The sequence below is a fragment of the Paenibacillus sp. AK121 genome (assembly GCF_019042715.1).
GTDB classification, from domain to species: Bacteria; Bacillota; Bacilli; order Paenibacillales; family Paenibacillaceae; genus Paenibacillus; species Paenibacillus polymyxa_C.
The window spans coordinates 309,614-329,759 of the sequence record NZ_JAHPJM010000001.1; the positions used below are offsets into that span (position 1 = coordinate 309,614).

19 protein-coding genes are annotated in these 20,146 nt (G+C 43.3%); 15 read left to right on the forward strand and 4 right to left on the reverse strand.

Annotated elements, in window-relative coordinates; translation table 11 throughout:
• Positions 1 to 96 precede the first annotated feature (96 nt).
• The 6 genes from KSP24_RS01335 (at position 97) to KSP24_RS01360 (ending at position 4,627) form a co-directional block, all read left to right on the forward strand.
• Positions 97 to 1,104 (forward strand): phosphotransferase enzyme family protein, encoded by a 1,008-nt coding sequence (locus tag KSP24_RS01335; protein ID WP_216974284.1) that lies wholly within the window; start codon positions 97 to 99, stop codon positions 1,102 to 1,104.
• 84 nt (positions 1,105 to 1,188) lie between these two features.
• On the forward strand, positions 1,189 to 2,349 hold the full coding sequence (locus KSP24_RS01340) for an immunity 26/phosphotriesterase HocA family protein (protein ID WP_040103209.1): 1,161 nt from the start codon (positions 1,189 to 1,191) through the stop codon (positions 2,347 to 2,349).
• A 30-nt stretch (positions 2,350 to 2,379) separates the two neighbouring features.
• Complete coding sequence (locus tag KSP24_RS01345; RefSeq protein WP_064962011.1) at positions 2,380 to 2,898, forward strand: hypothetical protein; 519 nt, start codon at positions 2,380 to 2,382, stop codon at positions 2,896 to 2,898.
• A 34-nt stretch (positions 2,899 to 2,932) separates the two neighbouring features.
• Positions 2,933 to 3,592 (forward strand): DUF2625 domain-containing protein, encoded by a 660-nt coding sequence (locus KSP24_RS01350; protein WP_064962012.1) that lies wholly within the window; start codon positions 2,933 to 2,935, stop codon positions 3,590 to 3,592.
• Positions 3,593 to 3,621: 29 nt separating this feature from the next.
• Positions 3,622 to 4,062 (forward strand): hypothetical protein, encoded by a 441-nt coding sequence (locus KSP24_RS01355; protein ID WP_058829995.1) that lies wholly within the window; start codon positions 3,622 to 3,624, stop codon positions 4,060 to 4,062.
• Between the two features lie 28 nt (positions 4,063 to 4,090).
• Positions 4,091 to 4,627, forward strand: coding sequence for an SMI1/KNR4 family protein (locus KSP24_RS01360; RefSeq protein WP_064962013.1), 537 nt, complete (start codon positions 4,091 to 4,093; stop codon positions 4,625 to 4,627).
• Between the two features lie 106 nt (positions 4,628 to 4,733).
• Here the strand turns inward: KSP24_RS01360 and KSP24_RS01365 are convergent, their stop codons facing one another.
• From KSP24_RS01365 to KSP24_RS01375, 3 genes are all read right to left on the reverse strand, one after another.
• Complete coding sequence (locus KSP24_RS01365; protein ID WP_216974285.1) at positions 4,734 to 5,318, reverse strand: RBBP9/YdeN family alpha/beta hydrolase; 585 nt, start codon at positions 5,316 to 5,318, stop codon at positions 4,734 to 4,736.
• 197 nt (positions 5,319 to 5,515) lie between these two features.
• On the reverse strand, positions 5,516 to 6,085 hold the full coding sequence (locus KSP24_RS01370) for a DUF1697 domain-containing protein (RefSeq protein ID WP_064962015.1): 570 nt from the start codon (positions 6,083 to 6,085) through the stop codon (positions 5,516 to 5,518).
• 34 nt (positions 6,086 to 6,119) lie between these two features.
• The gene (locus tag KSP24_RS01375; protein ID WP_216974286.1) at positions 6,120 to 6,770 is read right to left on the reverse strand and encodes a hypothetical protein; all 651 of its coding nucleotides are present in this window, start codon (positions 6,768 to 6,770) and stop codon (positions 6,120 to 6,122) included.
• Positions 6,771 to 6,952: 182 nt separating this feature from the next.
• Here KSP24_RS01375 and KSP24_RS01380 point away from each other — a divergent pair, with 182 nt between their 5' ends.
• From KSP24_RS01380 to KSP24_RS01395, 4 genes are all read left to right on the forward strand, one after another.
• Positions 6,953 to 7,948 carry a hypothetical protein gene (locus KSP24_RS01380; RefSeq protein ID WP_216974287.1) on the forward strand — a complete coding sequence of 332 codons (996 nt, stop codon included), beginning with the start codon at positions 6,953 to 6,955 and terminating at the stop codon, positions 7,946 to 7,948.
• Positions 7,948 to 9,033 (forward strand): hypothetical protein, encoded by a 1,086-nt coding sequence (locus KSP24_RS01385; RefSeq protein WP_216974288.1) that lies wholly within the window; start codon positions 7,948 to 7,950, stop codon positions 9,031 to 9,033. The genes KSP24_RS01380 and KSP24_RS01385 overlap by 1 nt, the downstream gene beginning before the upstream one ends.
• Positions 9,034 to 9,116: 83 nt before the next feature.
• Positions 9,117 to 10,058, forward strand: a complete 942-nt coding sequence (locus KSP24_RS01390) for an ADP-ribosylglycohydrolase family protein (RefSeq protein ID WP_216974289.1) — start codon at positions 9,117 to 9,119, stop codon at positions 10,056 to 10,058.
• 212 nt (positions 10,059 to 10,270) lie between these two features.
• On the forward strand, positions 10,271 to 11,191 hold the full coding sequence (locus tag KSP24_RS01395) for a hypothetical protein (RefSeq protein ID WP_216974290.1): 921 nt from the start codon (positions 10,271 to 10,273) through the stop codon (positions 11,189 to 11,191).
• Positions 11,192 to 11,240: 49 nt separating this feature from the next.
• On the opposite strand, the gene KSP24_RS01400 is transcribed toward KSP24_RS01395, so the two are convergent.
• Positions 11,241 to 11,810, reverse strand: coding sequence for a TerD family protein (locus tag KSP24_RS01400; protein ID WP_216974291.1), 570 nt, complete (start codon positions 11,808 to 11,810; stop codon positions 11,241 to 11,243).
• Positions 11,811 to 11,987: 177 nt separating this feature from the next.
• Between KSP24_RS01400 and KSP24_RS01405 the strand changes: the two genes are divergently transcribed.
• The 5 genes from KSP24_RS01405 (at position 11,988) to KSP24_RS01430 (ending at position 20,031) form a co-directional block, all read left to right on the forward strand.
• Positions 11,988 to 14,375: a polyprenyl synthetase family protein gene (locus KSP24_RS01405; RefSeq protein ID WP_216974292.1), complete on the forward strand. Its 2,388-nt coding sequence runs from the start codon at positions 11,988 to 11,990 to the stop codon at positions 14,373 to 14,375.
• A gap of 229 nt (positions 14,376 to 14,604) precedes the next feature.
• A complete protein-coding gene (locus KSP24_RS01410) occupies positions 14,605 to 15,144 on the forward strand; it encodes a CueP family metal-binding protein (protein ID WP_064962023.1) in 540 nt (179 codons plus the stop codon).
• 284 nt (positions 15,145 to 15,428) lie between these two features.
• On the forward strand, positions 15,429 to 17,492 hold the full coding sequence (locus tag KSP24_RS01415) for a methyl-accepting chemotaxis protein (RefSeq protein WP_216974293.1): 2,064 nt from the start codon (positions 15,429 to 15,431) through the stop codon (positions 17,490 to 17,492).
• A 245-nt stretch (positions 17,493 to 17,737) separates the two neighbouring features.
• Positions 17,738 to 18,502: a tyrosine-type recombinase/integrase gene (locus tag KSP24_RS01425; protein WP_367949279.1), complete on the forward strand. Its 765-nt coding sequence runs from the start codon at positions 17,738 to 17,740 to the stop codon at positions 18,500 to 18,502.
• 593 nt (positions 18,503 to 19,095) lie between these two features.
• Positions 19,096 to 20,031: a hypothetical protein gene (locus KSP24_RS01430; protein ID WP_216974294.1), complete on the forward strand. Its 936-nt coding sequence runs from the start codon at positions 19,096 to 19,098 to the stop codon at positions 20,029 to 20,031.
• Positions 20,032 to 20,146 lie beyond the last annotated feature (115 nt).

The window sequence follows — 20,146 nt, forward strand, 5'->3', positions numbered from 1 at the left end:
GTGCCAAATGGGATAGACGTCCAATTCTAATGGGCGTCTATATTTGTTATAATAACTGCAAATTCATAAGCGGATGTTTAATAGGGAGGATACATTTTGGAAGCGGTATTAAGACGGCACTGGCCGGAGTGGGACGGGACACTACAGAGAGAAACCGGAGGTTGGAATAATACGACGTATTTTGTTAAGAGCGGTGGGCGAAGTGGGGTGCTGCGCATCTACGATACACACAGGGATCGGAACAAAATCGAATTTGAGCATGCGGTTTTGCAGGAACTGAGCAGGCATTCTCTATCATTCAGGGTTCCAATGCCAATCCGAACGATTACTGGAGAGACACTTGCACAGGTTGAAAAGGATAGTGGCAAATATGTGTGTCTGTTCGAATACATAGAAGGCACATCCCCATCGGAGCAGGATCCTAGCTTTGCCTATTCTTTTGGCGAGACAGCTGGCGAATTATCTGCTGCACTTGCAACACTTAATCTTGATATGACTCCAGTCTATCGGCCGTATTATGCTTTGCAGCAATCCTATCCATTATGTAACCGGGAAGTAATCCAAGGCTTTTGTTTAAACCCGCCGGAGCCTCTAAAAGATTTACATGAGGAGCTGCGTTTGATAGGAAAAGTATATGAAGAGATTATAGATTCACTTCATGCATTGGAAGACTTGCCGCATCAGCTTGTACATGGAGATTTGAACGCTTCCAATTTGTTGGTAAAGGATTCTGACCCTAGTCAGGTGGCTGCACTGCTTGATTTTGAATTTTGTACGCTGGACGTTCGGGTCATGGATCCGGCGGTCATTTTATCAGGATTTTTGGGACAACCGGAGGAAACGACAGCTGTTCGTGATTTTTGCCGGGGCTTCAGCCGTCAGGTTCGTTTAAGCCAATCCGAGGTTGACGCTTTGCCTGTGTTAATGCTGCTTAGGAAGGTAGACGTTTTTCTTCATTTTATGAGTCGCTTTCTGGAAGGAACAGATCAGCCACACGTGCTGCAAGAACAGATCAAACAGATCACGGCCGACTTGCTCCAACTGTCTACCAGCAGTAGCTGGATTCAGGAGGAGTTGGTCCAAGCTGGAACAATGTATGAATAAACGAGCTACATGCCGTGTTATGTTATAATTTCTGGAATAATAGAAATGAAGTCTACTGAATTATACTCGGAACAGGAGGAGCAGATGAATAGTTGGTTAACGAACGCGTTACGACCCTATTTTGGGCTGGAGACGCTGGAAGAACATTGGGACGTAGTAGAAATTAAAGAAGGATATTTTATTTGTATGGATGGAGATGTTATTCGCAAGCGAATTTCTTCCAAAGAGGATGCTTATGGAGAAGCTGATGTAGAGATTTTTACTCGTGATCGGGCATTTGTTCTACCTAAAACGGCTCGTGGCAAAGAGAAAAAACTGAATTATACAAGTGTTTCGAGCATCACAGCAGAAGGTGTATCCTTTTCAGCAGGCATTCGAAGAGATCGTCCTATTAGTTATGTTACTGCTGTGAATAGCAAAACTGGCGTAAGATTGCCCATCACTGGATGTGAGCATTTACATAGTAAAGAAGAGATCATCGATTGGCTTCAACGTTACCCGTCGCTTGTACCTAACGACTATGATCGTAAGCTGGAACGATTGAAGCATATGAAAAACCAGCGTTATAAAACCATTCCGGGAGACATCTTCCGCGTGGAAATAGACCTTTTTACAGATGGCTATGTACTGGTCGTCGGAGATTTGCGCCAAATGCAAAAGGATCAGTTGTTTGCAAAGGAGAGCATATGGAACAGTGTCATGACGATGCCTTTATTCGTACGTCCGTATTTGTGTACAAGTCGTGACCGTTCAATAACTTTGGAATCCGTCACGGCCGCCCCGTTATCTGATACAACCTGGATTGTCATGGATGATTCCTTTATGCGAGGGTCCTACGAGCGGATAGGGTATAAAGCGTTGGCGGAAGAGGATATTGTGTTTCCGATTGGTTACGGCAGTAGCATAGATAGCAGTAAAGAAAGAATATATAGACTGTCCTGGGGAACGGGCACAATTTCCAAACCGGAAGGGAAGACAGTGTTCAAGTCTTCGCGCGAATTGTTAAATAACGGTGTATATTCAGGTGTCATTGCAGACTGTTTTGGTCCTTGGGAAGAGCGGGAGTGGCACCACACGCTGGATAACCCGTTGTATCGGGAAGAGCGCCGAAAAGCACTGGCCGAATTCGGATTCCCGGAAGACATTTCGTACGATGAGTTCAATCGCCAAACAGGAGGACTGACGCGTTCGGAATATCTCGCATATTTGACAAGAATCTATAGCGGAAAAAGAAAGATGAAATGACACGGTTATACATCCTTTTAGGAGGTACGAATGAAATATCTTAAAGATTGTCCGGAACCAGGTATGGGAACCTGGTATTTTGAAATAGACTCAGACGGCGTAGCCTATCGGCAAATTGTGATCCAAGATGACGGTACTTTTATTGCTTCTAATCGTAAGCACGAGCAATATCATTTCTTGTTAGCCGAGAAAGCGATTGATGATACAGAGCCCTATTATACGAAAATTACAAAAAAAGAGTTTGAAGAAGTCTGGTCCAACAATCTTCACACCTTCAAAAAGGAATGGCATCAAATCAAAAATGCACTGCCGGTTGGGACTAAGGTAACTGGACATATTGAAGCCTTTTTTCCACACGGAACACTAATTTATATTTTCCAGCACAATGCAGTCGGATTGGCAGACACCCATTCATATGCGGAAAAGGCCCCATCCGAGTGGATGTATCCGAGGCATGAGATCACGGCGATTGTCCAAGGCTACGACGAGCTGAATCAGTGGGTGATTTTAGAGCAAACGCAGGTTTTCGAAAATCAGTTCACAGGTTGAAAGATAGATACGGAATACAGGAAGGAGAATGGATATGCATACGTTAACGGTTGATGAGCTAATGGATCAGGACAACCATGCATGGGAAGAGGTCAGAAACATTCTGCAAGAAGGGAATAATCCATATCGCATTGTACCGGCAGAATCGGAATCTGTTAGGGGAGATTCGCTCTACCGTTTGCAAGTGAGCACAAAATCGTACTTGGGAACGGTTGCCTATGAAACAGGAGGGATCATATTTGACCACGGATGGATCACCTTACTGGGTGCAGGTGGGCCTGAAATTTACGGTAGTTTGGCTTCGTGGAACGGGCTGCAAGAGCCAGCGAGCGTTCCTGCACTTGGGGGAATGCTGATTGTGGCCTATGATGCAGCAGGTGGCTTCTTTGGATTGGATACAGGAAAGTTTGGACGTAGCGGCCATATCTACTATTTTGCACCGGATGCATTGGAGTGGGAATCCACTGAGCTGGCCTATTCCGGTTTCTTGAGCTGGTTGGCTGAGGGAGATTTGGGCTTGTTCTACCAGACATTCCGTTGGAATGGTTGGCAGTCGGATATGGAGCAACTTCAGCCAGGAGAGGTATTTGCTTATTATCCGCCGCTATGGACTCAGGAAGGTGGCGGAGAGACCAGCCACAAATCACCTATAGCAATAACAGAAGCGTGGCAGGCGGTGACGGATCGGGAATAGCCGCGAGTGGGGAGGGGGGACATAGGATCATGAATCATTCCATTCAATCCAAACTGATGCAGCTGAATGAAATACTTTCTCAAAATAACATTGACCATTACTACATTTATGATTATACAAGTCGCCCCAAGCTGGTACTAGCAGGGAGCTTTGACTTTAGCTATTATCACAACATAGAGATTACATTTTACGAGGTCTCGTTTCTTTCCTGTCCGGGCGGTGTATTTTCAATTGAATGCTTTAGACTGGCTAATGACAAGGAACTGGAAATGTTAAAAACTGTCTCTTACGGATTTCTTGAGGGGCCTGTGATTTGTATGGAGGATCAAACGTTTGGTACCCGATTTTTCATTGCTGCGGAAAGCTTGGATTACGAGCTCAAGACCGTTTTTTACTATAAACGTGAGAACCTTCAACCTCATGAAAGTGTGGCTGAATGGGTTGAAAAAGGTAGCAACAACAACTTTTAGAGACGTCAAGGTAGGGAGGGTGGTTATTATGTGGAGTATTCACTTTGAACATCAATTTATAAAATGTCCGGAAGCAACTGGTGAACAAATCGCGAATTTTTTGAACACATGGAATATAAAGCTATCGGAGCAGGAGATTCACGAAATCCAACAAAGACAAGTGAACCCTTTTCCGAAATCGTCTCCATTTTATGATCAATATCAATCGCTAGATCCTGTTAGCTGGCATTTGCCCCAAGGACAATTTCCTGATAGTTACATAGAATTGCTGAAATATTCTAATGGCGGTGAATTTCAGAATGGAGAACGTTATTTCCAGTTTTTCAATACTGAAGATTTGAGAGAAATGAACCTCGCCTACGAGCTGCCAGAGTATATGCCGGGTGCCGTGTCGTTTGCGATGGATGGGTGCGGAAACCACTATATGTTTGATATGAGAGAGGAGAAAAGAAACAATGAATATCCCATTCTTTTTGCTCATTCTGGTAGCTTGGGGTATGACGAATGTGAACAGGTTGCTCATTCTTTTATGGAGCTATGCACGGAAAAATGGGCATTGTATTGATACCTTGACTAAACATACGCTTTATTATCCATAGTTCATCCAGTAGAAAATGTAAAACCCGCAAGCTGGACCCTTTTTGCCAGGTCTATCTTGCGGGTTTTTAACGCTACCTATTTTCATTCATCATTTCAATTAACACTTGATATACCATCGGTAAGGTAGTAAAACCGTCACTCTGTAAAAAGTGCCCCCCATGATCTACTTCGTGGAAATCAGCCTGCATATCTTCCGCTAGTTTCTTACTAAGTGCAAAGGGGACAATTGCGTCGTCCTTTGAAGCTATAACTACACGCGCCTTTAGCGAATTCATGATTTGCTGATCATCCAAATGGTCATTTGTAAACTCATCTAATGATGGTAGGCTTGGCACTGGGTCAGCAAAACCGGAAACGAAAATTCCACCACCCAGTGCTTCCGGGATACTTACTTGCTGCAGGTACCTTAATATGGATACACAACCCAAGCTATGTCCAATAAAATAGGTGTCTTTATGTAGAACTTTAATATTTTGTAGTAGATGCTCAATCCACTCATTAAGCTCGGGTGCTTGCGAGTTGGGCATTTCTAGTATATTTACCGAAACCCCGTCTTCCTGTAATTTGTCTTGTAACCAAGGGAACCAATGATCTGTTGGCGAAGCTGTGTATCCGTGGATTATATATACTTGTTTTTGATTTTGTAGGTTTGTCACAGTGTTTTTTCTCCCATTATTCAGTGTTTAGTTCATGCTGATGATAGGTGTTCCTCTTCGTCTGAGAAGCCTTCCAGTTTAGCAAAATCTCTATGCCTATAGTATTAGAAATTGTTGATTTATGTAGACCATTTTTTTAATGAGTTTTGGCGAGTTTTTGATCTTGCCTATCCCTCCCTATTTAAACACGACTACAGTCAAGAGCTCGTATCCCGTAGTTCTTCCTGTTCAGCCATTTGCATCAGCTTATAAATCTGACGGGTTGTGTTCACATTCCGCACCGTCATTTGCTGATACAGCTTAGTGCCGACTAATTTTGTTAAACCGCTTTTTGTGACTTGTTCTTTGCTGACAGAAAACAAAATCGCCCCGGGTGTATACATGACATGCCCAATTCCCGGTTTCAAGGGAAGCTTGTCCAGAACGGAAATATCGTTAATTTCATCCCACAGAAACATTACATCACTTTTCATCTGTGTATCATTAGACCATTCATTCGGCAGGGCCTCCATAATGCTCTGAATCTCCTTCATATTACGGACGATGACACGGATGGGTAAGCTAAAATCCTCCAGAATCGCCTGTTCCAGTACGAGCGATAGCTCCTGGTTGGGCTGCTCCTGACTGGAAAAAATAATGTTTCCAGAATTAATGTAAGTCGTCACATGCCCCATACCTGCATGTTCAAACGTTTGCTTGAGCTTTTTCATCTCAATCTTGTTGTTGCCGCCAACATTGATGCCCCGCAGTAATGCGATATAGATCATAAAAAGCCCCACCTCTCTTTAACCAATAGGATTTCTAACAAAAGGATAGGTAATTCAGCAAATACGTGGTTTGGTTTTCGCCCAACAAATGATGCAGCAATGGTTTTACGTGCTCGATATATGCTGCTTTGGTTTCGTATGTATCTTCATCTATCAATTCTCCCTTAAAGGTACAGGCACCTTCAATCAGGATGGAAAGAGCCGTAAAGAAGTTAGCTAAAGATTTGGCAACCTGCCGAGCTGCGCCACCTTCAATAGCAGCATATACAGGGGAATCGGGTGCGCTAGTATCGACAATGAGTGGATCGTCATTAAACGTGGCAATTACAACATGATGGGAGGGCCACGAAGATGACTCATGAACAAGCTCTCCAGATGTAATGAAGCGATAGCCTAGCTGTTGGCGATACAGATGTTCTGGTGCGACAAAAAAGAGAACCGCGGCATCTCCAATTTCAACTGCTGCATTTTTTAATTTGTGTGTTCCCGCTGCCTTGGCATCGATCATTTCATAGTGGCTATATAGGTATTCAAGCTCAGGGGATACAGGAATTCGGCTGTCCCAGCAATCTGTCAGGTTCTCCGGCCGGGGCTGGATGTCGTGGTCTTGGAACAGCCCGTAGGCTGCATTATACAGGTTTTGCTGGTGTACAAACCGGGCCAGAGCTTCGCTTAGCTGTTTCATAGGTGTGCATTCCTTTCTAATCGTAGGCTATGACCTTCGTCATAACGTTTCATTCCTAGCATAAAGATATCATAATATAGAAATGAAGAACATATGTTTCTGTATTTATGTCGCCTTGCCAGTCGCTCCAGATTAAATTTACAATATAGGAGTTCGAAAATAATGTTGCAAGGAGGAGAGAAATGTCTTTTTCTAAAATATACGATTACAAATTAAGAGCCTTCTTTAATGAGCGTATTTCTGATTTAAGTCATGAATATCTATTCTATTCCTATCCTGATCAAGAGCAAAATTTAAGAATATTAACTCTGAATATAAATGAGCAGAGTCATATTTCTTTAGTGCGATGGCATGATTTATTTGACAGGTCGCTATTTACAAAAATGGATCATCCCATTCTAAGCTTAGCGGATGCTGAACGTCTGATTCGATTGCTTGCACTCATTTTTAACGTTTTTGATATACATAAAGATGCTGTTTATAGCCGAAAAAACTTATGTTGTTTTTATTATCAATATCAAGTTTCACATCTAGCAGAGAGAGGGAATGAATTCTCGCTTACTCAGGACAGGCTATTTTTTCTTCACCATCTCTTATTTGAACTGGGTTTAGGGGATGAAATTTATGATCGTCTAACGATTGAAAATAATAAGATGATGTACAGGATGGAAGACGCACAACAGTATGATATGCATATTCTAATTGACATGTTGCATGAGCATATTAACAAAAATGAGATGGATATGGATACCCGGGCAGCGCTAGGAAAAATAAAAATTTTGCAGGGTCAGTTGGTCAGCTTCATCCTAGGCAGTCATGATGTATATGATTTTCCGTATGACGATTTCAACAAGCCGTTTGCAGAAGCAACGATGTTTATACAAGCCTATAACTCTAATAAAAATAGGGTATTAGAGGTGCTGATCGACTGTATCAATGAGCATCAATCTCCAACAGAGCAGTTCATCTCCCATTTGATCTTGATGAATTACTCCTATTTTATTCTCAAAAGTAATCCTAGCGAAATTACATATCTTAAATGTTTTTGCAAGAAAAAACCGGGAGTTTTTATAAAAATATTGACTGCATTGCTTGAACTCAGATTTTTTGTCGATAAATCCAGCTTCACAAATACGGGTATAAATTATTATTTATCCAGATTAAAAGGGGTTAAATGATGCCATTTCATCACGTTTCTTTACCCGATTTACCACAGACTATCGGACGTCTTACGGCCATTCATCCTGTAAAAGGTGGCTCTCAGGGAAGCATAACCTTGCTGGCATTGAACACACAAGCAGAACTGTGGAGGCTAGAACTTCGCTCTGGCAGTGCAGAATTGTGTACACGTATTTGTATTCCTGATTTTAATCCCCTGCAACCTGTCCAAATGGTGACCAGTCCTGACGGCAAGTACGTGGCGATCTCCAATCGATTTGGCCGACATGCGGCAGTGTATGATTTAGTCCATGCTCAAGAAAAAATGCAATTATCACGGGACGAATACCACTACGATAAAAGTATGTTTCCCCTGGCCTTTGTACATCAAGACGGTGCATGTATCCTTGTTCATGGGACGGAATGGAATCGGCTAGATTTGACAGATGTAGAAACCGGGAAGCTTTTGACAGCAAGACCTGCCCCGGTTTATAACAGCGAGAACAAAGATGAGCATTATCTAGATTATTTTCATGGGAAGCTGCTGGCTTCTCCAGAGGGAAAGTGGATTGCGGATACGGGATGGGTATGGGCTCCATTAGGAGTGGTTCGAACCTGGTCCTTATCGGATTGGCTGCTGAACCCATGGGAATCGGAGAATGGTTCGTCAGTTCGCCATCTTTGGCAAACCATAGATTGGGATGGGCCAGTATGCTGGAGAGGACCCGATACATTGGCGGTATGGGGACAGATGGATGCCGATTTACTGGAGGAGGAAGATTGGGGAGAGGAAGGAGTGGAACCGGCGGTTGTCCTATTCGATATGACTCAGCCAGGGTACCGACGTGTGTTTCCTGCGATCCCGCCTCTAAATTGTAAGCCTGATGAATACGGGATTTACCCATATCCCCAAGCGGATATGGCCGTTTCTGGCGACCGATTATTCTTGTGGGGGAAAGGGGTTCCGCTTCAGGTATGGTGGCTTTCAAGCGGTGTGCGCGAATATGTAGATACGGAGCGATTTCCACTCATTTACCATCATGAGGCAGGAATTTTCGTTGAATTAAATCCAGATAGCGGTTGTACAGCCTTAAGCTACGAATAAATGGCGTTACCAGATTTTCTTCCTTCCAGTGATATGGAAATATATGCATTAGCTATAACAATTATAAAGGAGCTTAGATCAAAATGGCACTGATCAAGGATCGTTTTTATGGAAGTCTCGCTGGACTGGCCGTGGGTGATGCTTTGGGAACCACTGTGGAATTCAGCAGTCCAGGTACATTTGAACCTGTAACGGATATCGTGGGCGGCGGTGTATTTGGGTTGAAGGCGGGGCAGTGGACCGACGATACGTCTATGGCACTTTGTTTAGCCGAGAGTATGGTGCAAAAAGATAGCTTTGATCCAGCGGACCAAATGCGTCGCTACACCAATTGGTATCACCTGGGATATATGAGCAGCACGGGAACGTGCTTTGATATCGGCGGTGCGACGAGAGCAGCATTGCATCGCTTCGAGGCCACTGGAGAGCCGTACAGTGGGTCCGTTGACCCCATGACTGCCGGTAATGGCTCGATTATGAGGCTTGCACCTGTTGCCATGGCCTATGCGAACCGTCCGGAAGAGGCAGTGATGTACGCCGAGCTGAGCTCGCGAACCACCCATGGAGCAGTCGAAAGTGTGGAGGCCTGTGCTGTGCTTGCTTCAATCCTTGTGGCAGGTCTGCGGGGAGCGGACAAAGAATCCATGTTATCAGCCGACATCTGCTATAAGTGGCGGCGGCAGGAACAGCCAGCTTATTCGGCAGCCATTGAAGAAATCATTCAGGGATCTTACAAGGATAAGGAGCCGCCCGAAATACAGGGAACCGGCTATGTCATTCGTTCCCTTGAGGCTGCGCTGTGGGCATTTCACCATTCGACTTCGTTTGAAGAGGGGGCACTGCTGGCCGTAAATCTGGGGGATGACGCCGATACGACCGGGGCGGTGTATGGGCAAATTGCAGGAGCTTATTACGGGCAAAGCGGTATCCCGAGTCACTGGCTCGAGAAGCTGGCGATGAAGGAGACTATTGATGAGCTGACGGAGGCTTTGTGGCAGAAGGCCGACAAGGACCAGACCCTTTAAGAGGGACATCTATAAAGATCAAGCTGGGTTGCTTTTATTATGAGCAGAACCCGGCTTTTTTTGTTCCCAATATTTTTGCCGATGACTCATCTCTTGGGATAACTATCCATATCGCCATACTTCCGCCCTCCTCAGTTACATGTCGTTATGACAAAATGAAGTCCAGTACAAATCATACTTCACTTTACTGATCTTTTAGAGGAGGAACTACATTGTCACATCTAAATAAACAGCTTCATTCATTTGTCGATATTTCCAACTATACTAAAGGGTTTGAGATTGTTTCAACCCAATTTGGCCCTGATGGGCGCGTGTATATTTTGCTAATTGATAAAGTCCCGGAACGAGTGCGGGGGATGTTCCCGCCTGCCTCTCTTAAAGAGAGACGTACTTACAAGATACTCATTCTAGACGATCATATTGAAGAAGTGTATATGGAGGGACAGCAGTTTAACTATCATTATGTACAGCCTCTACATCATCATCTACTGCTCGTCGGAGCGCGATGTCATTATTATGGACCCGGCCAATATGATTTAAATGGTAAAATTATTGATTATGAAGGCCGTACTGTGAATGAACTACTGCTTGGAGACGGTATCCAGAGTGTTCAGGTTACAGAAGAAGGTACGATCTGGACCAGTTATTTTGATGAAGGTATATTCGGGAATTATGGTTGGAATGAGCCTGTGGGGTCCTCCGGCCTTGTCGCCTGGAATAAAGAGGGAGACAAAATATATGAAAACCAAGCGGCAGACATTTATGATTGCTATGCTTTAAACGTAGTCAGCGAACAGGAAATCTGGTTTTATTACTATTCAGATTTTTCATTAGGGTGCATTTCCGGTAGCGATCGTACGAAGATTACGTTTATGAATCCGAGGATTTCCGGCTGTTCAGGGGTGGCTACAGATGGGTATCACTTTTTGTTCGACGGCGGGTATGGAAAGAACGGACAATATGTCTTGAAAAAGAATGTGAAGCCAGGCAGCTTAAGCAAAGGACAATACATTCGTTTTTTAAATGACGAGCAAGAGTTCCTTCAGCCGCACGAACAGGATTTCCGAAAAGACCGCCTGCTGCTCCGTGAAGGTTCTCTGCTGTATCAGGTGGCTGTTGAAGAGTTAGCATAAAAACCCACGTCAGACGTGGGTTTTTCTTTAACACCAAAGGACGTAATGCTTATTCATACGTTTTGACAAGTTCATTCAGGGAGGTAATGGTGCTTCCTTCTCCAATAGCACCGAATTTCCACTCCCCTCCATAGCGGTATACTTCACCTACACGGATACTACACATCCCTTTATAGTTCTCTGTCAAGTTGTATCGGAGAATCTCTTCATCTTGGGACGCATCCAATACTCGAATATAAGCATTGTTCACCATACTGAAATCCTTACGTCTACCAAAGCTGAAAAAGCGGAATATATTCACAATAAATACGACTCTATGCACTTCAGTTGGTAGTTGTTGAAGGGATACAGTAATGACTTCATCATCACCGTCACCATGTCCTGTCAAGTTGTCACCACTATGTACGACGGCCCCACAAGGGCTATTTTTGTTTCCGAAATATACTAGATTTTTCGTCTGGGTCAGCTTGCCGTTCTCATTAAGAAGCAGCGCTGACGCATCAATATCCATGCTTCTACCCTTCATAGGGTCCCATCCAAGCCCTACTTTTAGCACGGATAAGTGTGGATTATTTTTGGTTAGGTCTACCTTCTGCCCTTTAACTAGACTAATACTCAACGTTATGCCTCCTTATCAATATGTTCGTTCTACTCTGAAATTGTAGCATATATATAGAAGGATATAATCTATTCGTAACTTCACAGACTTTATTCCGTATAAAGATAAAAACATGATCCAAATTCGTTCCCTCAGGGAGAAATGCAACCATGTTTAACAAAATGAGAAGTTGAGGTAATGCATCATATGAATAAAAATTTTCAAGCCGATACAGGATATCAGCTGGCTGAACAGAAGGCGCTTCAGTATTTTGCATCACTCTCTAATCAGGTCAAGGATAAAACTTATGTGACCTCTCTTACAGAAGATATCCATATATGGAAAAGGAATCATATCCATTCTTCTTCATGGTTATCCTTCTTTTCGCGGAATAAGAGAAAGCCGGATACCCGGGATTACTACAGATATATTCAATGGCTGAGTTACACAAGGAAACTGGATGATTATCTGAAGCGGAGTGTCTCTTATATTTACATGAGGGATCTAGGCAAGGCTCTAGATTCAGCCGACACACAGACCCGGATTCAGCGCGTCATTGCTGACGTAAAAAGATATTTGCTTCAACCCACCCATGCTAACAGGAGAGATCAACCGGAGTTTATGAATTTAGCGGGGGTGTATCGGTGGTCTCAAAAGGAAGGGATCGAAACTACTGTAATCTGGCTAATTAACAAGCTTAACTCTGTATCTTCTCATATTCCTGAGGAAATGGATGCAGAGCATGCCCAGCGCAAACTGATTAAAATCATCATTGGGGTTATTCTGCATGTGATGGAAGAATTGGGCGAAGCCGTGCCACCTGTTGAGCGTTCGCGCAGACTGGATGAAGCGATTAGGCTTGGGTATTCCTATGGGTTGACCTATCCTTTTATTGATGATCTTCTCGATTCTCAGCTGTTGACCGTTCAGGAGAAAGAGCAATACTCCCATATGATACGTAACGCGCTTCTTACCGGATCTGTGCCAGAGCTGGGCGACTGGACCGGCGATCATATGAAGTTCATTCGCTATATCCATTCGGAGCTCTCGGATGCTTTTGAGTATATTAAGGCACATCAGCGGCCAGACACACAGCAAACCTTTTTCGAGCAGTCCTATGTTTTCTTTCATTCTCAAGATATCGACCGGGATAAGGATCTAACACGAGCTAATTACACCAATGAAGAGCTTTATATACCCGTTATTTTAAAATCTGCTTCTTCTCGCTTGATTGTCCGTTCCGTGATTAGTGCTCCTGAGGATGAAGGGTTTGAGCAACGAACATTCTATTATGGTATCTATAACCAGCTTGCTGATGATTTTGCAGATATGGCCGACGATATGAGAGACGGTGCGGTAACACCCTATACCTATTATTTAAAATATCATCATCAAAGATCGGATTTGATCAATCCCTTCGAACTATACTGGGCGGTCATTTCGAATTTGATCCATAACGTATATGCCTCGGATGCTATGGCTCGCGAGGTGATACTGGACCGTGCAATAAATGGACTCAAACGTTATAAAGAACGGGTAGGTGTAGAAAAGTACAATGAAATAATGGGGATTTTTGCATCCGGAAATCCGGAATTTAATCGTCTCATCCAGAAGATGGTGGGCAAAGCAGAGGATGTAGATTTTTTGGATAAGCTGCTTCGGGACCAGATGATTACCCATTTGAAGAACGATTCGAGGGAAAAAGAAGACTTTATGAATACGGTCAAAACCGTCCGTGACCAGATTAACAACCAATTGAAAATTACCAAGCCTTCTGGGATCGAGGCCATGAAAGAACAGCTTATTGATGCTGCCAATTATAGTCTTGAGGGGGATGGGAAAAGGATACGTCCTATATTGACCTGGGTCATGGGTGTGAACGAATATGGCTTAGACGCATCGGCAATCGTGCCCCTTCTGAGATCATTGGAATATATGCATACAGCCTCCCTGATTTTTGATGATTTGCCTTCCCAGGATAACGCGTCTACCCGTAGAGGACGTCAGACATTACATCAGGTGCACAATAGCGCTACTGCGGAATTAACTGGACTATATCTGATCCAGAAGGCCATCGGGGAGCAATCGTCACTGAACCAGTTCAATGCTGAGACTGTGCTTGCCTTGATCCAATACTCGGCTCGTAAGGCAGAGGATATGTGTATGGGGCAGGCGATGGATCTGGATTCCAAAGGAAAGGCTTTGACCTTGGAACAGCTGAATATGATGTGCTTTTACAAAACAGGAGTGGCGTTCGAGGCTTGTCTCGTTATGCCAGCCATGCTCGCACAGGCCGAGGAGCTGGAGATTGCTGCTTTGCAGAAATTCGCCTATCATATGGGGATTGCTTTCCAGATCAAAGATGATTTGCTTGATGTGGAAGGAGATACGCTCTTACTTGGAAAACCTGTGGGCCAGGATTCGGATAACAATAACTCGAATTTCGTGTCCATCCTTGGTTACGAAGGTGCCAGTAAAGAAATGTGGGAGCACTACTGCCTTGCCATGGAAGCATTAAAAGAGGTGCCCCGCAATATCGCTTTTCTGAAGCACTTAATGAATTATATTGTGAACCGGGATCGTTAAAAAGAATTGTGCCCCATGGCTCCATAGGAGTGGTGGGGTGTTTGTTCGTTGAGACAGTAGAGTTGCTCATATTCCCTTGCCCCTCTTTGGTGATCATCTAATGTAACGCAGATACGTCTGAATAAACAAGCAAAGATGTGAATATCTGGTGACTTCAGTGCCGTATTTTGTCCGTTACGGTGCATTCTCCCTTATAATGATTTAAAACGGACAAGGAGATGAACTCCAGATGAAAAAAGGAATCTTGGTCGCTTCAGGGTTGGTTGTTGCGGCATTGGGCACATACCTGATTGCAGGAAATATGCAGAAAGAAGGAGCGGACAAGCTTGGGACAACCGATATCAAGCAATTGGTGCATGATTTCAGCGCAGGCAAGGCAACAGGTCAATCCGCTTCCATTAATTCCAGTCAGTTAATTGTTAATGGAGACAACACCCAACCTATAACTTATGATTTGCCTGACAACGAGTTTTTTGTTTCGATAGCGCCATATGTAGAAGAGACCCACCCTTGTGCTACTCATAGTCTAACCGGCTGCCAAGGCGAAATAAAAAATGGAAAGTTTAATGTGACCGTTCACGACTCCGAAGGGAATGTCATCATGGAGAATGCTGCCATGAAATCACAACCCAATGGTTTTATTGATCTATGGCTGCCGAGGGATAAAACATATCGTATTAGCGTGAATCATGAAGGTAAAACGGCTGAAACGGAATTCTCTACATATGAGAAAAACGATACGTGTATCACAACGATGCAGTTGGGTTAACGACGGAGAATGAGGGTTGAGCTTACGGATCGCTGAAACGCTCTAAATCCGCAAAATTCTGCGTTCTCATATATAGCTTTTAGTAAAGAGCCTACGTCTGACGGAGGCTCTTTATGCTGCCCTAATCTTTTGCTGGAGTTACTGAACAGGTTGGGAGGAAATCTATGAGGAATCAGATAGCAAAACTTTAAATTGTGTATACTAAAAACCTATTAAAACAGCTGCAAACTTCCGACATATTATCTAAGAGCTTTTCGCTCAATATTCCTCGGGGAGATGGCAGCATGTCACAAAATATGAAGAAGCGCGTATTCAGATCATCCAGCATCGCCAACACGTTGGCCATGGTCTTGTTAGTCATTATCGTTGTCGTCTTTGCAACCTTGGGGACGTTCATGTATGCTAGCACGCAAAGCATGCTTGTCAAGCAGCAAGAGGCCATGCTCCAGACCAAGACGCAGGCCACCGTCAGTCAATTTGATGCGTTATTTAAGGAAAAGGGCTCACTTGTCAAACAAATGGCAACAAATAATCTTTTTCGGCAGTATATAGAGACCACCGAATCAGCTGAAACGGTAAAAACTTCCCCACACGCTGCGGAAACCGAAGCGACTCTGGCAGCGATTGTAAAGGCAGAGCCATCATTTGCTGATGCTTGGATTGCGGGAATAGCTGGTAAAGGCTTCTTTCTACAAAATGATGGTGCTGTTTCCAAGCCGGATTTCGATATCAATACACGCCCATACTTCAAGCCAGCTGTTGAAGCAGACGGTTTATACTACTCAGAACCCTATAAGGACGTCAATACGGGGAATGTGGTCATGGGCATTTTCTATCCGATCAAGGATAGCGGTAACCAATTAATCGGATTTGCTGCTGTCGATATTGCTTTCAAAGACATCCCTGCTGTTATGCAAAGCTATTCGCTTGGAAGCACAGGCTATTCAATTCTTGCGTCCAAAACAGGTGATATTTTGTATCACCCTGATCAAAATAAAGTGCTGAAAGAAAAGATTAACGAAAGCACAGGTGATCTCGGCGAGATCGGTAAGAAAATGATTGCTGGTGAGTCTGGAGTACAGTTGATTAATGATAATGGCGAGCGTCGTTACATTGGGTATGCAACCAGTAAAGATACGGGGTGGTCCGTAGGCTTAACCATCTCTGAACAAGAGGCACTCTCAGAACTAAGAACCTTTACCTGGATTACGATTGGCGGTTTTGCTGCAGCTACCATCCTGCTGGTTATAATTTGTTATATAACGCTCCGCTATCTGTTGAGATCAATCCCGAAATTGCTTGCCAAAATCAAGCTGATTGAAAATGGGGATTTGACCGTTCAGTTTGATACGCATTCCAACAACGAAATCGGGCAAATTTCTCAAGGAATTTACAATATGGTTCAAAAAATTCAAGGCATGCTCCAAATGGTGGGCGGCTCAGCTCAAGTCTTGAATCAGTCTTCAAATGATTTGCAATCCATTTCTTCCAGAACCGCGATCACGATGAACGATACGGCGACAGCAATTAATGAAATTGCCAATGCGACGAACTACCAGTCCATCGAGACGGATAACATTTTACAAAAAACCGGAGCCTTATCCGGCCAAATTGACGAGATTGCCAATGATACGAAAGCCATTGAATCGATGGTGCAAACCTCTGCCGAACAAAGCGGACAAGGGCTTGCAGTAGTAGATCAGCTTTCCAAATGGGCGGAAGAAAATCATAACTCCACACAAGCGATGTCGGCTATTATTCAGGATATCGATCTGAGCCGTCATGAGATTTCGGGGATCGTGGATACAGTCAACCAAATTGCAACACAGACGAATCTGCTGGCGCTTAATGCTTCTATAGAAGCTGCGCGTGCAGGAGAACAGGGCAAAGGGTTTGCTGTCGTTGCCGGGGAGGTTCGCAAGCTGGCTGAGCAGACAGCGCTAGCAACACAGGAAATCTACAAGAAGGTCCGTGTCATCGAAGAAAAAACCAGCGTATCGGTTGAGCACACAGTTCACGGTCTGAAAATTGCAGAAGAAAATGCGAGATCGGTGGAGGACACGAAGCAAGTGTTCTTTAGCATTAACAAGGATTTGGAAGATTTGAAATTACGAATGATCCAGATCAGCACCAACACCTCCAAAGTCCACAAGCACAAAGATGAGATTTTGCAAGCGCTGGAGATCATATCTTCCACCACCGAAGAGAATTCCGCTTCAACCGAAGAGGTCAGCGCCAGCACGCAGGAACAATTGGAGAGCTTCGAACAGGTTGCTGAACTATCCAAACAATTGAATCAATTGTCCAATAAGCTGCAAGACGAATTAAAACAGTTCAAGGTCGAGTAACATGGTAGGTGGCGGCGATGCTATGGGATGATGTGACGGAGGAACTGGACAAGTAAAGGCAAGACACTTTATGATGATGAAAATTGGACTTAATGGATCAATAATTCACTCTGAAAGAATCAGGGACTTAAGATGAATATCCATCTTAAGTCCCTTTTTTTGTGTAAAATTAGATTTCCAATTTTTTGAACGACTGATATACTAAGGAGGCAAGGGGGGACAGCAGCAAGACGATTAAAGCATACATATCGCAAACGGAACGCTTTTTTGCAAGATTGCAAGGGAACGAAGCAAGCATAAATGATGCGACGGTGCAAAAATATGCGTTGGCGCTGCTCGAAAAAGGCCTTTCGCACGCTTATGTTAACCAAGCGATCAGCGCGCTGAAATTTTACTTTCGCCATGTGCTAAAGCAGCCTAAATCCGCCGCCTATGTTCGTCCGAAAAAGGAGAGTAAACTGCCAGATGTGCTGTCCCTGAATGAGGTTATGCGTCTGTTGAAAGCAGTGAAAAATCTAAAGCATAAGGCTATTCTGTACCTGACGTATACATCCGGGCTGCGGGTAAGCGAAGTGGTGAGGTTGCGTCTTGAAGACTGCGACCGTGAACGGAAAGTACTGAAAGTTCGTCAGGGAAAGGGCAGGAAGGATCGGCAAACGCTGCTATCCGAAGCGGCTTTTGCGGTGGTCGAGCAGTATATAGGGGTGGAGCAGCCAGCAGACTGGCTGTTTCTAGGGCAGAGGGAAGGCCGCCACCTGACGGAACGTTCAGCGCAGAAAGTGTTTGAAAAAGCGCTGGCTGAAGCGAGCATTCGCAAACAGGTGAGTATCCATTCGCTAAGGCATTCCTTTGCGAACCACTTGCTGGAGAATGGGATTGATCTTCGCTATATTCAGGAACTGCTAGGGCATCAGAGTGTGCGAACGACGGAGCGGTATACACATGTGAGCAGACGGGACATTGGGCGGATTCAAAGTCCATTGGATCGGATGAGCGGGCTGGAGGATTGAAACGCAGAAAGTGCGGGAATAAGGAGAAAAGTGCAGGATTCACGAAGTTCGTGAATATGACGAAGAGAGCATTCTTTCGGAAGTTCGTAAATAAGACGTTATGTGTAATTATTGAAAAGATCATGGAGGGGAAATCTATGAAAAAGAAAGAATATAAAGATAGATTAATTGAATTACTTAATGAAGGAATTGAAGAACTAACAACAGACAACTAAAGAAAACATACTGAAGTTGGCCAAAGGATTTAAACGTAGTTACGGGAGTATTGAACAAATTTTTAGATGGGCTGTAACCACCGATGAAGAGATTATAAATAAGGGAAGGGAAGATGATAGTTTTATAAAACAGATTAGAAGATTGTATAAAGAGGTGGGTTGGAAGGCGTAAACTAGGGTGTCAATCAATGGAGTGATAACTACACATAACATAATATTCAAGCAGCGGCTCCGTTGGAGCCTGGGTCTGTGAGAAGGATTTCGGAGAGGCATTTCAGCAGACAACCCCTTCGGGGTTCATGAATACAGAAACGTTATGTGTAACTTCCTAAAAAGTTTTATCAAGGATGAATTTAAATGATAACCAAGAGGTGTCTAATGAGTAACAACAAGTTTACTAAAGCATTCTGTGTAGAATTAGGTAAAGCCATTACACCGTATTTTGCAAGAGAACTCTACTTTAATGAGTCTAGCGAATACTATAGGAAGAAAATGAATTACAAATGTACAACAGCTAATTGTCAAGCAGAATTGTATGCACGATGTATATATAGTGATGAGGGGAATAAACAAGTGCCCCATTTTGCCAAAAAAAGGACAAGTGCGCATTCTTCAAAGTGCAAATTTTCTGATGAAGATTATAGAGTCAATACTGAAGAATCAAAAAGAACAAACGAAGTAGGAATAAAAATAAGTCGATTTCCTTCTGTTTTTTTGTTAGAAGGCTTTAGTGAAAAACTAGCGGGGATTCCAATAATAGAGGAAGAGGTAGAAGTTGGAAACAAAATTACTGTCTCTCGTAGTAACGTTGGGAATGATAGTAGTTATAAAAAGTCAATCATTAGAACTAGTTTGTTGGATAATTTAGTTGATTGTTTTGAAAAAGGCGACTCAAAGTTAATTGAATCTCAAAAATTAACTATAGGGTCCAAGACAAAAAGATTTAAAAGTTTTTTTAAGAATATCAGATTTTTTAGAGATGAAGAAGACCTGATTTATTATGGAAAGATTAAAGAAATGAAAAAATATGGAAATAATTTTAAAATTGTTTTTGATGAACATCCATTTATTGACGGGAAGTCACTTAAGGCTAGTATTTATTTGAGTGAAAAAGAAATAAATGCTTTTAATAAAGCAAAAAAGTTTCGAGAACAATTGGATACTCTGATTGCCTCTAAAATAGAAGTGAGATGTTACTTTGTTGGAGTAAATCCTTTGGTTAAAGAAGTACAGACAGATAAAGGATCATTCAAAAGCGTTGAAATTCCTGTAAAGAATTTAAATCATCTTTGTTTTACTTTCAATGACATTTGAAGAATTTTAGCAAGAGAATTTGAAGAAGTCGGAAGCAACACATAACATAATATTCACGCTACGGACATTTGTCCTAGGTCCGGCATATGCCGGACACCCAGCATACGCTGGGTCG

Coding starts and splice junctions, on each gene's coding strand:
- KSP24_RS01340 (WP_040103209.1), top strand. CDS start 1,189: ATGAATAGTTGGTTAACGAACGCGTTACGACCCTATTTTGGGCTGGAG.
- KSP24_RS01345 (WP_064962011.1), top strand. CDS start 2,380: ATGAAATATCTTAAAGATTGTCCGGAACCAGGTATGGGAACCTGGTAT.
- KSP24_RS01350 (WP_064962012.1), top strand. CDS start 2,933: ATGCATACGTTAACGGTTGATGAGCTAATGGATCAGGACAACCATGCA.
- KSP24_RS01355 (WP_058829995.1), top strand. CDS start 3,622: ATGAATCATTCCATTCAATCCAAACTGATGCAGCTGAATGAAATACTT.
- KSP24_RS01360 (WP_064962013.1), top strand. CDS start 4,091: ATGTGGAGTATTCACTTTGAACATCAATTTATAAAATGTCCGGAAGCA.
- KSP24_RS01370 (WP_064962015.1), bottom strand. CDS start 6,085: ATGATCTATATCGCATTACTGCGGGGCATCAATGTTGGCGGCAACAAC.
- KSP24_RS01375 (WP_216974286.1), bottom strand. CDS start 6,770: ATGAAACAGCTAAGCGAAGCTCTGGCCCGGTTTGTACACCAGCAAAAC.
- KSP24_RS01380 (WP_216974287.1), top strand. CDS start 6,953: ATGTCTTTTTCTAAAATATACGATTACAAATTAAGAGCCTTCTTTAAT.
- KSP24_RS01385 (WP_216974288.1), top strand. CDS start 7,948: ATGCCATTTCATCACGTTTCTTTACCCGATTTACCACAGACTATCGGA.
- KSP24_RS01390 (WP_216974289.1), top strand. CDS start 9,117: ATGGCACTGATCAAGGATCGTTTTTATGGAAGTCTCGCTGGACTGGCC.
- KSP24_RS01405 (WP_216974292.1), top strand. CDS start 11,988: ATGCATCATATGAATAAAAATTTTCAAGCCGATACAGGATATCAGCTG.
- KSP24_RS01410 (WP_064962023.1), top strand. CDS start 14,605: ATGAAAAAAGGAATCTTGGTCGCTTCAGGGTTGGTTGTTGCGGCATTG.
- KSP24_RS01415 (WP_216974293.1), top strand. CDS start 15,429: ATGTCACAAAATATGAAGAAGCGCGTATTCAGATCATCCAGCATCGCC.
- KSP24_RS01430 (WP_216974294.1), top strand. CDS start 19,096: ATGAGTAACAACAAGTTTACTAAAGCATTCTGTGTAGAATTAGGTAAA.